Genomic DNA, 13,966 nt, shown 5'->3' with positions numbered 1-13,966 from the left:
CATTCATGCCCTGACGGTGAGCCGCACCAGCCAGATCACCACGGGGCGAACGCCCATCACGCAGACGAATGCCACCGGCATGGCCAGCCGGTAAGCCTCCAACACCGCGCTCAGATAACCGTCACTCAGCCCACGGTTGGTGGCGGTGATCACCAGGCACATCAGAAACGCCATGATGCTCGACATGAAAAAGGCAAAGGCTACCGGCGACAGCTTGGCTGGCAGTTTCCACTTTGTTTGGCTGGAGGTGAATGTGGATTCAGGCATTGGCAAAGTCCTTTAATTGAAGCGCCGTCATCTGCGGCGAGAGGGGGCGATTATCCCGACACACTGTTGCCCCGTGTAGCGCACTGCGGATAAGGTCAGTACCAAGCAAAACTTATCAATCCAATAGCCAGTAGAAAGATTTAGCATGGATACCCTACGTGGCATCGAGAGTTTCGTTAAGGCAGTGGAAAGCGGCAGCATTGCCGCAGGTGCGCGCCTGCTGGGCATCAGCGCTGCTGCGGCCAGCCAGAACATCGCCCGCCTGGAGGCGTCGCTGGGCATCCGGTTGTTGACTCGTACCACGCGCAGCTTGGCGCTCACCGAAAGTGGCGAAGCGTATTTCGCTCAGGTGCGCAACGTACTGCGCGACCTCGAACTGGCGCGCAGCAACGCCACCTTGCAGCACGACCAACCTCAGGGGCGCCTGCGCATCGCCTCCAGCGCCGCCTTCGGGCGCTACGTGTTGGCGCCGATGCTGCCTGCTTTCACGGCACGTTACCCGCGGATCGCCTGCGAACTCACCACCACGGATCGCAGCGTCAATCACATCCAGGAATCGGTGGATATCAGCATCCGCATTCCGCAACAGCTGGAAGACGGCCTGGTCGCGCGACATATCGCCAGCGTGCCTTCTGTCTATTGCGCCTCGCCGGCCTACCTGCGCAAAGCTGGCATACCTCAAACACCGGAACAGCTGAGCGAACATGATTGCCTGGCATTCAAGGTTGCCGTGGATGGCCGGCTAATGCCCTGGCGCTTCGTGCGCGACGGTGTGCGCTTCGAGGCGCAGCTGCGTGTTGCGCTGGTCAGCGACGATATCGACGTACTCGCCAGGGTCGCCGCCAACGGCGGCGGCATCACGCGCCTGGCCGCTTTCGTCGCCGAACCGCTACTGGCCAGCGGGCAACTGCAACAGCTGTTCGCGTCCCCTGAAGAAACCGGTGGCCAGGCGCTGTTCGAGCCGCTCGACTACTACCTGTGCGTGCGTGACCGTTACGAGCTGACGCCCAAAGTGCGCGCCTTCATCGATCATCTGCTGCAGAGTTTGCGTGTTGACTGGCGGGCTTAGCGCCTGCCGAAGCCCCAAGCAATTTGACTCACAGGGCGAATCCGGTACGCTCGGCAGCTCATTTGAACGGAGTGTTTCCCCCATGGCCAAAGCCACTGCCCGCCACATCCTGGTTGCCACCGAAGAGAAGTGCAACGAACTGAAAGCTGCCATCGAAGGCGGTGCTGATTTCGCCCAGGTCGCCAAAGACAACTCCAGCTGCCCATCCAGCCGTGACGGCGGCAACCTCGGCTCGTTCGGCCCAGGCCAGATGGTCAAGGAATTCGACACTGTAGTGTTCAGCGCTCCGGTCAACGTCGTGCAAGGCCCGGTGAAGACCCAGTTCGGTTATCACCTGCTCGAAGTGACCAGCCGCCAAGACTGATTCACGCCACGCCTGGTGCCGCAATGGCGCCAGGCGTTCCGTCTGCCGTACCTCTGATCACCTGCCCTTCGAAAACCCCTGAACCCCTGCCGCTGCCTACCACTCTATCGCTGCGTCAATCCGCGTGGGCGAGGCTTTCAAATGAATCGATTCTTTCAGGCCCTCGGCCTGCGCATTGGCGACTCTGCCAGACACAGCCGCACGCCCAGCCAAAAGGCGCTGGGTAAATGCACCTGTGGCCAGCCGATCTTCTTTCGCAACAGCAGGTGCCTGGCCTGCCAGTCACAGCTAGGTTACGAGCCAGAGCGCGGTCAGGTGGTAACCCTCAACGCGGATGAAGATACGCACACCTGGCACATCGGCGCAGAACCTCAGCGCTACCGCCGCTGTAGCAACCTGCATACGGCTGCCGGCTGCAACTGGCTGGTTCCGCTTGCCAGCGGCGCGGAGCGCTGCGTCGCCTGCCAGCTCAACCGCACCATCCCCGACCTCTCGGTGCCCGGCAACGAGCAACGCTGGGCGCGCCTGGAAGTAGCCAAACGCCGGCTGGTTGCGCAACTACTGAACCTTGGCCTGCCGCTGTTCAGCAAACACGACGACCCGGACCGCGGCCTGGCATTCGACTTTCTCGGCCCGGACCTCAACGGCCAACTCCCAGTAACCGGCCATGCCCACGGCTTGATCACCCTGAACATCGCCGAAGCAGATGACGACGTACGCGAACAGACACGCATCCAGCTGCAGGAACCCTATCGCACCCTGCTTGGCCATTTCCGTCACGAGGTCGGCCACTACTATTGGGATCGGTTGATCGCCGGCAGCCCATGGCTGGAGGACTATCGCCGTCTGTTCGGTGATGAACGTGCCGACTATGGCGCCGCGCTACAAGGTCACTATGAGCGGGGCGCGCCGGCCGACTGGCAAACGTCCTTCGTTAGTGCCTACGCCACCATGCACCCCTGGGAAGACTGGGCCGAAACATGGGCCCATTACCTGCACATGATGGACACCCTCGATACAGCACTGAGCTTCGGCATGCGCGCCGGCGACGTGGAGCTGGAGTTCCGGCCCTTCACCAAGGCCGCGTTGTACGACCCGAACGACCCTCAGACTGAAGAGTTCTTGCAGTTCATCAATGCCTGGATCGAACTCGCCGCTATGCTCAACGAGCTGGCGCGCAGCATGGGCCACAAGGATGTTTATCCTTTCGTGCTGTCCGCTGCGGTAGTCGGCAAGTTGCAGTTCATCCATCGGGTCGTCGAGGCGGCCTCGCCGGTCAAGTAAGGCCTGTGGGCCTCTTTCAAGGAGAACCTTGTATGGCTCATTTCGACAAACACGGCAGCTGCCTCTGTGGCGCGGTCAACCTGACCTTGCGCATCGCCAGACCGAGCGTCAGCGCCTGCCACTGCGCCACTTGCCGCAAGTGGGGCGGCGGCCCGCTGCTGGTGGCCGAAGGGGAATTACTGCAGCTCACTGGCGAGCAGCATGTGTGCATCCATGATTCATCGGACTGGGCCGAGCGCGGCTTCTGCGGCCAGTGCGGTAGCCATCTGTTCTATCGTCTGAAAAGCAATGGTCACCATGCGGTACCGGTCGGCCTACTCGATGGTGACGATGACTGGCAGTTCGACAGTCAGATCTTCATCGAATCCAAGCCCGCCTATTACTGCTTCGCCAACCAGACGCGCGAGCTGACCGGCGAACAGGTATTCGCCGAGTTCGCGGGCAGCTGATTCAGGGCGAATCCAGCGACGGACCGACCATCGCCGCCATCTGCTCATAAACGCCAGGCGCGGCGACCAGATAAGGGTTGCCGCCGAGCAGACCATCTCCACGCAGGAAATCGTTGCTGCGCCCGCCGGCCTCGCGTACCAGCACCAGGCCGGCCAGGCAATCCCAGCTTTTCAGGTGAGTTTCGTAGTAGCCAATCAGCCGCCCGGCCGCGACGTAAGCGGTCATTAGGGCGCCGGAGCCGTTGCGCAGGAACATGCCGCCATCGTCCAGCAAACGACTGATGAATGGCAGAAAGTTTTCTTTGCCTGGGCGATGGGTGGTGCCGACACCGACCAGCCCTTCACGCACATGGCTGGCACGGTGAGCCTGCAGTGGCGTGTCGTTGACGAAGGCGCCACGGCCGATAAAGCCATGAAACAGCTCATCATGATTGGGATCGGCTATCGCGCCGAGCAGCGGCTCACCATCCACCATTAGGCCGATGGACACGCACCAGTTGTGCAGACCATTGAGAAAACATGCGGTGCCGTCGATGGGGTCGATCACCCAGATGCAGCGCGCCTGCAGCCCGTCACTGCCGCCTTCCTCGCCGATGATGCCGTCGTCCGGAAAGTGGCGGGCCAACTCGCCACGAATGAACGCCTCGACATCCTGATCGGCGATGCTGACCACATCCTGCAAGTCGCCGCCCTTATGCTCGACGATCAGACTACTGCGCCGCGCATAGAAGGCCATAGCCCGCCCTGCCGCATCTAGCGCCACACGTTTGGCGAAGGCATAGCGCTCGGCGAATTCATCATCCTGGTGGCTGGGCTGCTCAATGGTGGGCATGTGGCAAACGCTCCTGAATGGGGGATAACAATGACCCGCTTGCGGTGCAGTGGCGACAGCCCTACGCTGCGCACTCGCTGATAGGGCTAACCTGCAATGCCCCTCGTCGACCTCTTGTTGTTCGCCATTCCTGCTGTCTTTCTTACCGGCCTGTCCAAAGGCGGCTTTGGCGGCGCGCTGGGCGGCATCGCCGTACCGCTGCTGGCACTGGCTACATCGCCGATGCAGGCAGTTGCCGTGATGCTGCCGATTCTCTGCCTGGCCGACGTCGTGGGGCTCAAGGCCTACTGGGGCAAATGGGATCTGGCCAACCTCAAGGTCATGCTGCCTGGCGCGGTGATCGGCATCGTCATCGGCTCGCTGACCTTCGAGTTGCTCAACGAGAACCTGATCGGACTGTTGATCGGCATCATCGCCATATCCTTCGTGCTCCTGGGCCTGCTCAAGACCGACAGCAAACCGCGCCCGCTGCAACCCAAGCGCGGCCTAATCCTGTCATCGATTGCCGGCTTCACCAGCTTTGTCGCCCACGCGGGCGGGCCACCGGTGATGATGCACTTGCTGCCACAGCAGCTGGAAAAGGTGCGTTACGTAGCCACCATCAACATGTTCTTCCTGCTGACCAACGCCATAAAGCTGATCCCCTACACCTGGCTCGGCCAGTTCAGCCGGGAAAACCTGCTGCTCAGCCTGATGCTTGCGCCTGTCGTACCGCTCGGCGTGTGGACGGGCCTGTGGCTGCAATCGCGCATCAACCACACCTGGTTCTACCGCATCGCCCGGCTGGGCATGCTGATGGCCGGGCTGCAGCTGATCTGGAAGAACATCTGAACTGCTGCCCTGCCGCTTACAAGGCAGACAGTGTACGGTACTCATCATGGGCGTGCTGGTCGGTCATGCCGCTAATGAAATCCTGGATCAAGCGGCAGCGATGGTAGAACTCCCAGGCCGCGCGCTCCGCCTCATCGCACTCACGCACCGCCTGGCGGTAGGCCTTGATCAGCTGGCCCGGCAGGCGGCGTACCAGCATCTGCAAATAGGCCTCACGGCGACAGTTGCCCTCGGTCAGCTCGACGAAGGTCTGGGCATCGACGCGTAGAAGCGCACCGTAGCTGTCCAGCAGGCCCTGAATGATGCGGTGGCCCTGCAGCTGCAGAGTTTCCACTTCGCGGTGGCAGAACACCCGCGCCATGGCCACATCCTTGAAGGTCTGCACGATGGCGTGTGGCAGGCTGTCATCCTCGATCAGCGCGCGATCCAGGGTGCCGGCGTGGACTGCCTCGATATTGTCGATGAACTGCCGCGCGGCATGCTGCACCAGCGGGTGAATCATGCTGACCCGCAGCCTGACAAAAAACTCGCCGGCCTTGTTGATCTCTTCCTGGTGATAGCGTTGCAGGGCCTGATCGACCAGGCCACGAAACGAGTGCTGCGAGCCTGGAATCGGCGTGTCCGGGGATTGTAGCTTTTCGAACGTCGACACCAGCAGCGGTGCCAGCTCGGTCACGCTGAGGATGCCCTTCTCTACCGAATCCTCGATGTCGGCCAGACAATAGGAGATGTCATCGGCCGCCTCCATGATGTACGCCACCGGATGGCGAGTATCCGGCGCCTGGCCCAGCACCTGCTGCAACTCGGCGACGAAGCCCTCCTCGGAGAGATAGAAGCCGGGTTTCTTGTTCAGGTAAGCACCGACCGCGCCCTTGCCTGGCTTGGGCTCGTAGGCCGGGCGCAGGTATTTGAGCAGGCCCGCGGTTTGCGTGTAGGTCAGCCGCAGGCGCTGCAGGCTCACCACCAGGCGCACGGCCTGAGCATTGCCTTCGAAATTGCGCAGGTCAGCGCGCATGCGCGCGTGCAGTTCGTGATTGCCCTGCGGGTGCCCTACGGCGACGGCAAACAGCCCATCCAGCGCCCGATCAAACCACTCACCAATGGCGAATTCACCAAAATGCCCGAACGGAGGATTGCCGATGTCGTGCATCAGGCAGGTCATTTCCACCAGGCTTTCCAGTGCGCCCTGCAGGCCGTCTAGCCCGTAATCCGCAGCGCGCTCGCCCAACTGAGCGTACAGGGTGCGAACGATGAAGCGCCCGGTCTGCTGCACTTCCATGGAATGGGTCAGGCGGCTGCGCACCGCCGCATTGCGCTCGAGGGGAAACACCTGGGTGCGCTGTTGCAGACGGCGAATGGCGGCCGAGTTGATGATCCGCCCGCGGTCGCTTTCGAAGGCATACAAAAGATCGACATCGCCTGCGCCGCCCACCTGATCGCCGGGGCGCAACGCGCAGATTCGCTCTTTGAAGTTCACCGCTGTTGGCATCGTCAGGCTCTCGAACTGGCACACAAGCCGCGAGCCTAACGCGCAGGGACCGGTTTACCAAGCGCCGAGCAGTGCGGACAATAAGCGCCTGCCCGCCATTAACGAGACTTCGCCATGAGTCGCGCCGACTTTCACCAACAACGTGCCGCCCAGGCTACTGCCGAAGCCGAACGCTTATTGGCTCAGCAGAGCAGCCTGGGCGCAGGCTGGCTGACCTGGGTGGCCAGCGAGCTCTACAGGCTTTCACCGCCGGAATATGTGGCGATGGTCAGGCGCGAGTTGCAGCGCCTGAGTTCAGCCTGAGTAAGCGGCGTTATGCCAACTTGTTCTCGTGCAAGCGCACATTCAGCTCATCGACTACCGGCGCCCACTCGGCATCTTCCAGCAGTTCATCCTTAAGGAATGTGGCCTGAGCCTCGTTCCAGAACGGCGCTTCAGACACTTTCATGTCGTCGGGCAGCGGGTAATGCTTGGCGATGAATGCGTCGATACTGGCCGGATCGGACTCCAAACCCAGCTGTTCGAACAGGGTGCCGAGGTCTTTGTTAGGCAGTTCCATGGGACTCTCCTTCAGGTTGATCCTACGTGGTGTGTAGAACCGTGCCCGCAAACGACAGTTCAACCTCTCGGCCGTGCTGCAATCAGCTGTAGCCCGTCGTTATCGGCTATGGTTGAGCGATCGACCATCCCCAGGGGACGCCCCATGACCACCGTCCAATACTGCCGCAGCGCCATTCTGCCAACCGCCATCGCCCTGCTGCTCAGCGCCTGCACCAGCTCGCAGACACCACCTGCCGAGAAGCCGGAGCGCATTGGCCGGGCGCAGGATTTTTACGAGCTGCCTCAGGCTTACCAGGCCGGCACCTACCGGCATATGGACGAGCTGTTCTTCACCCGAACGGTGCACCGCGGGCCACAGGTTTCCCCTCTGCCGACGCGCAGTGAAGTGGCCGTCCAGTACGAAGTAGACGGCCAGCGCCTGGATGTGGATGCGTTCATGAAGCGCAATCAGGTCAGCGGCCTGCTGATCATCAAGGACGGCAAGGTCGCCCTGGAAAAGTACGCCATGGGCAATGATGCCAACACGCGCTGGACCTCCTTCAGCGTGGTGAAGTCGATCTCCTCGACGCTGGTCGGCGCCGCCGTTCAGCAGGGCAAGATCGCCAGCGTGAACGATCCGCTCACCCGCTACCTGCCGCAGCTCAAGGGCGGAGCCTACGATGGTGTGAGCGTCGAGCAGGTGCTACAGATGAGCTCGGGGGTAAGCTGGGACGAGACCTACCGCGATCCGAAATCTGACCGGCGCCGCATGTTCGAACTGCAATTGGCCAACAACCCGGGCGCCCTGCTCAAGCAGATGGCGAACCTAAAGCCGGCCCACAAGCCGGGAACAGCGTTCAACTACAGCACCGGCGAGTCGCACCTGCAGAGCGAGCTGATCCACGCGGCAACCGGCATGACCGCCAGCGATTACCTGTCCGAGCGGATCTGGGCGCGCCTGGGCATGGAGCGTGATGCGTTCTGGCAGCTCGACAGCCGCGCCGGCCAGGAAATCGGCAGCAGCGGCCTGTCCGCCACACTGCGCGATTACGGCCGCTTCGGCCAATTCATCCTCGATGATGGAGTGATCAATGGCGAACGCATTCTGCCGGCAGGCTGGCTGCAGCGTGCTACTCGCGCCACGCCTGGTTCACACTTGGAGCCAGGCAAGCTGTACGACGGTGAATACGCGCTCGGCTACGGCTACCAATGGTGGCTGTTCCCGACTGGCGCTGCCGCCCTGCCGAACCACGATGGCGGCGTTTTTGAGGCACAGGGAATCTTCGGTCAGTTCCTTTACATCAATCCAGCGGAGAAGGTCATCGCGGTGGTGTGGAGCACCTGGCCAAAGCCTGAAATGGACGAGCGGGAAATGGAAACCTATGCCTTCATTGGCGCTGCGGTGAATGCGCTGCGCTGAACCGCTAGCGGGAGAACCCAGAAAAGTACCGATGAGCCGAACCAGAAGCCGGCATGTGGGTCGATACATCAGATTTGCCTGAGGGATACCTATGATTGACTGCCGACACGGCGTTGGCTGCCTGCTTCTGAGCCTGTTGCTCGGTGGCTGTGCTTCCCCGACCACCTGCGACGAGCCGCTAAGCGGCGACAGCTGCCGCGACCGCCAGTTGCTGTACCAGAACGACATGCTGCAGGCCAAGATGCTGGTGATGTCCGGCGACATGGAAAGCCATGAGCTGGCCAATGCCCTGCTGCGCCGCGCAGCGAGCGAGGACGAGCGTGGTGAGGTGGAGTTCTACCAGGCGATTCTGATGATCCGTGAAGGCCCGCAAACCGAGGAGGTGCTCAGCAAGCTCGAGGCTGCCGCCGAAAAGCAGCAGCCCTATGCCGTAGCATTGCTGTACCGCATCTGGTCGCAACCTTATCTGGTTCCGGAAGCCGACCCCATTCGCGCCGAAGAGTACCGCGCCGCCTACGCCGATCTGGATGTCGCCAAAAGCGGTTATCCATCCTTCCAGAAAGCCCTTGATCTGGTCGATCAGCTGATCCAGACGCCCTGAAACACCGCCCTCGATCGGCCTGCCTACTCGGCTTCACATTAGGGCGGGCCTGACTTTTGGCAGGCTCGCCCTACATCCCGATGCCATGCCCTGCGCCTAAATTCGATTTGCCGGGTGCCAGCACGACGCCGAGCGATTAAAATCGGCCGCCTCATTCGTCGCACAGCCTTTGCCGATGCTTCACAAGGCTGCGCCACGCCACCATCCGCATAGTCGAGAGAACCGTCATGGGCGCCCAGTGGAAAGCCAAACCTAAAGAAGCCGCCGCCAACGCCAGGGGCAAGATTTTCGGTCGCTTGGTCAAGGAGATCATGGTCTGCGCGCGCAACGGCGCTGATCCGGACATGAACCCCAAGCTGCGCCTGGCCATCCATCAGGCCAAGAAAGCCTCGATGCCCAAGGACACTTTGGATCGCGCGATCAAGAAAGGCGCTGGGCTGAGCGGCGAGACCGTTAACTTCGAACGCACTACCTACGAAGGTTTCGCGCCGCACCAGGTGCCGCTGATCGTCGAGTGCCTGACCGACAACGTAAACCGCACCGTGGCGGAAATCCGCGTGCTGTTCCGCAAGGGGCAACTCGGCAGCAGCGGCTCGGTAGCCTGGGACTTCGACCATGTCGGTTTAATCGAAGCCTCCAGCGAAAGCGGCGCCGACCCTGAGCTGGCCGCCATCGAAGCCGGTGCTCAGGATTTTGACGAAGCCGATGAAGGCAACACCCTGTTCATCACCGAGCCCACCGATCTCGACCTGGTCAGCCGCGCCCTGCCCGAGCAAGGTTTCACCGTGAACTCGGCCAGCCTCGGCTATCGCCCGAAGAACCCGGTTTCCAACCTGACGCCTGAGCAACGCGAAGAAGTCGAAGCCTTTCTGGAAGCTATCGACAACCACGATGACGTGCAAAACGTTTACGTGGGCCTCGCCGGCTAATTGAGCCGAAGCGGCGAATTGCGGCAATCCATCACGGTATTGCCGCAATAACCCGGTATACTGTCCGGCTTCCTTCTTTGCCGATTAATGGCCGAGCGGAACACAGCCTTACAGGAGTTTCATCGTGCACAAGTCCCTCATTCTCGTCGCCTGCCTTATGCTCGGAGCTTGCAGCAGCGCGCCCCATTCGACCTCGGCGCCCGCCGCCCCGGCCGAATACGACAGCGTCGTGCGCAGCAATCTGGAGGCGATCCATAACGCCCAGGTCGTACCGCTGCCCCTCGACCCGAACAGCAAAGTGCCTCACGGCCTGGCTAGCGACGCCAACATGCAGTTCGGCAGCTCGCTGTCCAACTACCGCGTTTACTCGCTGAAGCTCAAACAGGGCGAGCGCTACCGCCTGAACGTCAACTCGTTCTGCGACCACACCTGCTTGGGCATCAACAAGTTCGCACTCAAGCCTCGCGCCGTGCTGATGGATGCCTACGGAACAGTGATTCCCACCAAACCGACTCGCCCTTCTACAGTGATCGGCATGACCAGCCTGGGCTGGGATGGTGAAGCGCTGGAAGATGGCACCTACTACCTCCTGGTAGCTGCCGACAAGGAAGACGTAGGGCGCACCATCGTCATCGACGATGTGTGGATAAACAATTCGCCGCTGATGGCGGTAAAAGTCGGCTCGCTGGAAACCGCTCCTCGCCAGCTGCGCTGAGCCATGGCGCTCCAACTGTTGCGCATCGCAGCCGCCTGTCTGTTCGACGATACCGGCCGCCTGCTGCTGGTGCGCAAACGCGGTACCCAGATGTTCATGCTGCCAGGCGGCAAACGTGAGCCCGGTGAAAGTGCCCGGCAGACACTGGCTCGCGAGCTCGATGAAGAGCTGAATCTGCAGTTGCCCGCAACTGCCTTTACACCGCTAGGCCAGTTCAACGAAGCGGCCGCCAATGAAGCGGACACCCGAATCGAAGCCGATATATTCCGCGCCTCACTGGGCCAGCCGGTTGCGGCAGCGGCCGAACTCGAAGAGCTGCGCTGGCTGCACCCACATGACGAGAGAGGCGCTGACCTGGCACCTCTGCTGCGAAGCCACGTGCTACCGCTGATATGGCTAAAGGTCCGAACACCGCAGGCTACCTAAGACGCCGATAGCCACTATCGAAGTGAATGATTTCTGCACCACGCAGCCAGCCAATAGCCTATGCGCTATCCCAACGGCTTCGCTAACAGGTGCCTCCCATGCAACGTCCACTGGTTCTCCTGCTCACCGTTTTCACCCTCGCACTTGCTGGTTGCGCCAGCCCACAGTCGGCTGCCGAACGCCCTTATACCGACGCCGAGATCAAGCAATTCGCGCTGGAAATGCTCAGCCGCAGCGGCCTGCAGTACGAGGACTACGAAAAGATTCGCAGCGCCCTGCAGGCACCCAGCTACCGCGTATCCAACTCGATTAGCGATGGCGGCACGCTGCCAGGCATCGAACCCGAGGGCTGAGGCCACTCAAGGCGCCGAGCACCTGCGGCAAAGTACCCTGAGAGCGCCACAGGGCAGCACGACCGTTCATTGATCTGCGGCAACGCCCGCCCTGATGCAACACCTAGCCTGTGCTGATTCCTTCCGCTACCGCGAGGCTCACCATGGCTATCACTTCTGCCGGTATCTGCGCCGCTGCTGACCAACTGCAAGGTTTCGTCGGCTACAACACCAAGACCGGCCAGCATATCGTTCGCTTCAGCGAAGATTCGTTTGGCATGGACATCGCCGAAGACAGCATCACCCCGACCAGTGAGTTCGTATGGGAAGCCGCTGATGCGGCCGAGCTGATGACCCTCAAGCGCGAGCGCCTGCGCATGCTGGTCGATTTGCATATCGACGAGCGCCTGGCCATCAGCGAACCGCTGCATGTTTATCTGCGCCGCGCAGATCTGCCGGAAATCAGCGCGGTGCGCCTGCTGCAGCGCAGTGCCTGAATCGCTCGAGGCTGGTGGCGCCGCAGGCTGAAACGTAGACTGGCGCCCCTGCCTTCCATCACCTCCAACATCGATGCCAGAGTTTCGCTGCCTGCCTGACCACCTGCGCCCCTTGGCCGACAAGTTCTACCGCAGCCAGCGCTCGGCCATGCGTACCCGCTCGGCCCATCAGGTGTGGGTCGCCCAAGATCCGCACATCATCGCAGCGCTATGCCTACAACCCGTCGCTGGCGGCCAATGGCTGACCAGCTTGCTGGTCGATGCCGAGCATCGTCACAGGGGCGTCGCCAGCGCTCTCCTCGAAAATGCTCTTGAGGCGCTCGACATGCCGGTATGGCTTTTCTGCCACCCGAATCTTGAACCGGTCTATCAACGCCAGGGCTTTCAGGCCTGTGAACAGCCGCCGCCAGAGCTCGCTGAGCGCTTGCGCCGTTACAGAATGAAAAAAGAATTGAACGTAATGGCACGTTGATATCTCCTATAAGCTGACGTGACGCTGGCTTGCGAGCAGCCTCCTCCGCGATAGTGTTTACTGCCCAGCATGGCTCAGAGCCATGCTTCTAAACGCTAACGGCGAGCGATGGCTGCCAGGCGAACACGCGATTATTGAGAAAATTGCCATGGGCAGACGTTTCAATCGTGTACTGGCGCGGCTGCGCAGAGATTTTCAGCTTTCCATCATTACCCTGATGGGCTTCTTTGGTGTGCTCGGCATTACCCCCTATGCGGTATACCGGTTCTCGCAAGGAAATTATCCGGTCGCTATCGCCGATACGGTGATCGTGCTGTCGACCATCTTCGCCGTGGCCTACGCCTGGCGCACCGGTGATACCCGCAAACCGGGGCTCTGTCTGGTCGTCATCGAATCCTTGTGCGCTACCCTGATCGCCATCAAGCTGGGCATCAACGGCTTGTTCTGGATCTATCCGCTGATCCTTCTCAACTTCTTCATGGTGACACCGCTGATTGCGCTGCTGGCCACGGTAGCGGTGCTGGTGATGCTGGTGGCCTACGCCAGCGTGATGCCGGGCACGGTCTTCGAGAGTCACTACCAGATGCTGTCGTTCATCGTCACCGTGATGATGGCCAGCATCCTCAGCTTTATCTTCGCCCAGCGCGCCCACTACCAACGCAAACAGCTGCAATCCTGGGCAACGCGCGACCCGTTGACCGGTGCCCGTAACCGCCGCGTGATGGACCAGGAACTGAAGATTGCGGTGGCCAACCAGCGCCGCCACAACATCAGCAGCGCCGTACTGGTTATCGACATGGATCATTTCAAGCAGGTCAATGACCGCTTCGGGCATCAGGTCGGTGATCAGGTGCTGGTGAGTTTCGTGCAACTGACCAATCGCTGCATCCGCCATGAAGATCGCTTGTTCCGCTTTGGCGGCGAGGAATTTCTGCTGCTGCTCTGCAACACCAACGAAAAAGGCTTGCGAGCCGCCGCTCAGCAGTTACAGGCACAGATTTCCGCACATCTGAAAAGCCCCGGTGGCCCGGTGACCGTCTCGATGGGCGGCGCCGTGCTGTATGCCAACGAACGCTGGCAGGATTGGTTGGAACGCGCCGACCAGCAGCTCTATGAGGCCAAACGGGCCGGACGTAATCGCATCCATATCGATACGTATCAGGTTGCGGAAACAGCCAAGACCGCCTAGCGAACCGTCCTGCTGTCAGCAGATGGAGGCAGGTACTCCCCTTCGCTACAAAATCCTCGCTTACCACCACCCAAGTCGCAGCGCTGTCTTGGTCGCCCGTTCGCTCCAAGCTGACGGTGCCACATCTACAGAGGCCGCTCAGGTCGACCAACTCAAATGCACTGCGGTACAGCGCACTGATACATGCCCGGCCTATGGCTAGCGGTCAGAGGCGTAAGGCTATTTAGCAACGAGCACGGTAATGCCCTGCCCCACCAAAA

19 protein-coding genes are annotated in these 13,966 nt (G+C 61.1%); 15 read left to right on the top strand and 4 right to left on the bottom strand.

Translation table 11 applies throughout. The features are described 5' to 3' along the window. Positions 1-3: 3 nt before the first annotated feature. The gene (locus tag BUC40_RS08295) at positions 4-267 is read right to left on the bottom strand and encodes a DUF2798 domain-containing protein (RefSeq protein ID WP_073264518.1); all 264 of its coding nucleotides are present in this window, start codon (positions 265-267) and stop codon (positions 4-6) included. A 145-nt stretch (positions 268-412) separates the two neighbouring features. On the opposite strand from BUC40_RS08295, the gene BUC40_RS08290 reads away from it, so the two are divergent. The 4 genes from BUC40_RS08290 (at position 413) to BUC40_RS08275 (ending at position 3,433) form a co-directional block, all read left to right on the top strand. Further along, complete coding sequence (locus BUC40_RS08290) at positions 413-1,336, top strand: LysR family transcriptional regulator (protein ID WP_073264516.1); 924 nt, start codon at positions 413-415, stop codon at positions 1,334-1,336. An 82-nt stretch (positions 1,337-1,418) separates the two neighbouring features. Next, positions 1,419-1,700, top strand: a complete 282-nt coding sequence (locus BUC40_RS08285) for a peptidylprolyl isomerase (protein ID WP_070886824.1) — start codon at positions 1,419-1,421, stop codon at positions 1,698-1,700. Positions 1,701-1,841: 141 nt separating this feature from the next. Next, positions 1,842-2,984, top strand: a complete 1,143-nt coding sequence (locus BUC40_RS08280; RefSeq protein ID WP_073264514.1) for a zinc-binding metallopeptidase family protein — start codon at positions 1,842-1,844, stop codon at positions 2,982-2,984. A 32-nt stretch (positions 2,985-3,016) separates the two neighbouring features. Then, positions 3,017-3,433, top strand: coding sequence for a GFA family protein (locus BUC40_RS08275; RefSeq protein WP_073264512.1), 417 nt, complete (start codon positions 3,017-3,019; stop codon positions 3,431-3,433). Position 3,434: 1 nt separating this feature from the next. On the opposite strand, the gene BUC40_RS08270 is transcribed toward BUC40_RS08275, so the two are convergent. After that, positions 3,435-4,265 carry an inositol monophosphatase family protein gene (locus BUC40_RS08270; RefSeq protein ID WP_073264510.1) on the bottom strand — a complete coding sequence of 277 codons (831 nt, stop codon included), beginning with the start codon at positions 4,263-4,265 and terminating at the stop codon, positions 3,435-3,437. 96 nt (positions 4,266-4,361) lie between these two features. Between BUC40_RS08270 and BUC40_RS08265 the strand changes: the two genes are divergently transcribed. Next, on the top strand, positions 4,362-5,096 hold the full coding sequence (locus BUC40_RS08265) for a sulfite exporter TauE/SafE family protein (protein WP_073264508.1): 735 nt from the start codon (positions 4,362-4,364) through the stop codon (positions 5,094-5,096). A 16-nt stretch (positions 5,097-5,112) separates the two neighbouring features. Here the strand turns inward: BUC40_RS08265 and dgt are convergent, their stop codons facing one another. Continuing rightward, positions 5,113-6,585, bottom strand: coding sequence for a dGTPase (gene dgt, locus BUC40_RS08260; protein WP_073265168.1), 1,473 nt, complete (start codon positions 6,583-6,585; stop codon positions 5,113-5,115). Between the two features lie 114 nt (positions 6,586-6,699). On the opposite strand from dgt, the gene BUC40_RS08255 reads away from it, so the two are divergent. Next, a complete protein-coding gene (locus BUC40_RS08255) occupies positions 6,700-6,888 on the top strand; it encodes a hypothetical protein (RefSeq protein WP_073264506.1) in 189 nt (62 codons plus the stop codon). A gap of 10 nt (positions 6,889-6,898) precedes the next feature. On the opposite strand, the gene BUC40_RS08250 is transcribed toward BUC40_RS08255, so the two are convergent. Next, entirely contained in the window at positions 6,899-7,144 is a 246-nt protein-coding gene (locus BUC40_RS08250) for a DUF2789 domain-containing protein (RefSeq protein ID WP_073264503.1), read from the bottom strand. Positions 7,145-7,288: 144 nt separating this feature from the next. Here BUC40_RS08250 and BUC40_RS08245 point away from each other — a divergent pair, with 144 nt between their 5' ends. The 9 genes from BUC40_RS08245 to BUC40_RS08205 all read left to right on the top strand — a co-directional run bounded on the left by BUC40_RS08245 (position 7,289) and on the right by BUC40_RS08205 (position 13,706). Next, positions 7,289-8,545 (top strand): serine hydrolase domain-containing protein, encoded by a 1,257-nt coding sequence (locus BUC40_RS08245; protein WP_073264501.1) that lies wholly within the window; start codon positions 7,289-7,291, stop codon positions 8,543-8,545. 91 nt (positions 8,546-8,636) lie between these two features. After that, complete coding sequence (locus tag BUC40_RS08240; RefSeq protein ID WP_073264499.1) at positions 8,637-9,146, top strand: hypothetical protein; 510 nt, start codon at positions 8,637-8,639, stop codon at positions 9,144-9,146. A 227-nt stretch (positions 9,147-9,373) separates the two neighbouring features. Continuing rightward, positions 9,374-10,075, top strand: a complete 702-nt coding sequence (locus BUC40_RS08235) for a YebC/PmpR family DNA-binding transcriptional regulator (RefSeq protein ID WP_073264498.1) — start codon at positions 9,374-9,376, stop codon at positions 10,073-10,075. 124 nt (positions 10,076-10,199) lie between these two features. Then, complete coding sequence (locus BUC40_RS08230; RefSeq protein WP_073264490.1) at positions 10,200-10,790, top strand: hypothetical protein; 591 nt, start codon at positions 10,200-10,202, stop codon at positions 10,788-10,790. Between the two features lie 3 nt (positions 10,791-10,793). Continuing rightward, complete coding sequence (locus tag BUC40_RS08225) at positions 10,794-11,216, top strand: NUDIX hydrolase (protein WP_073264482.1); 423 nt, start codon at positions 10,794-10,796, stop codon at positions 11,214-11,216. 98 nt (positions 11,217-11,314) lie between these two features. After that, positions 11,315-11,569, top strand: coding sequence for a hypothetical protein (locus BUC40_RS08220; protein ID WP_073264480.1), 255 nt, complete (start codon positions 11,315-11,317; stop codon positions 11,567-11,569). A gap of 143 nt (positions 11,570-11,712) precedes the next feature. Beyond that, positions 11,713-12,045: a DUF2025 family protein gene (locus BUC40_RS08215; protein ID WP_073264478.1), complete on the top strand. Its 333-nt coding sequence runs from the start codon at positions 11,713-11,715 to the stop codon at positions 12,043-12,045. 73 nt (positions 12,046-12,118) lie between these two features. Then, on the top strand, positions 12,119-12,517 hold the full coding sequence (locus BUC40_RS08210) for a GNAT family N-acetyltransferase (RefSeq protein WP_073264476.1): 399 nt from the start codon (positions 12,119-12,121) through the stop codon (positions 12,515-12,517). Between the two features lie 148 nt (positions 12,518-12,665). Next, positions 12,666-13,706: a GGDEF domain-containing protein gene (locus BUC40_RS08205; RefSeq protein WP_073264474.1), complete on the top strand. Its 1,041-nt coding sequence runs from the start codon at positions 12,666-12,668 to the stop codon at positions 13,704-13,706. Positions 13,707-13,966: the final 260 nt, after the last annotated feature.

The organism is Phytopseudomonas punonensis (genome assembly GCF_900142655.1).
GTDB classification, from domain to species: domain Bacteria; phylum Pseudomonadota; class Gammaproteobacteria; order Pseudomonadales; family Pseudomonadaceae; genus Aquipseudomonas; species Aquipseudomonas punonensis.
The sequence above is the reverse complement of the archived record's forward strand: the minus strand, read 5'-3'. Positions and strand labels throughout refer to the sequence as shown.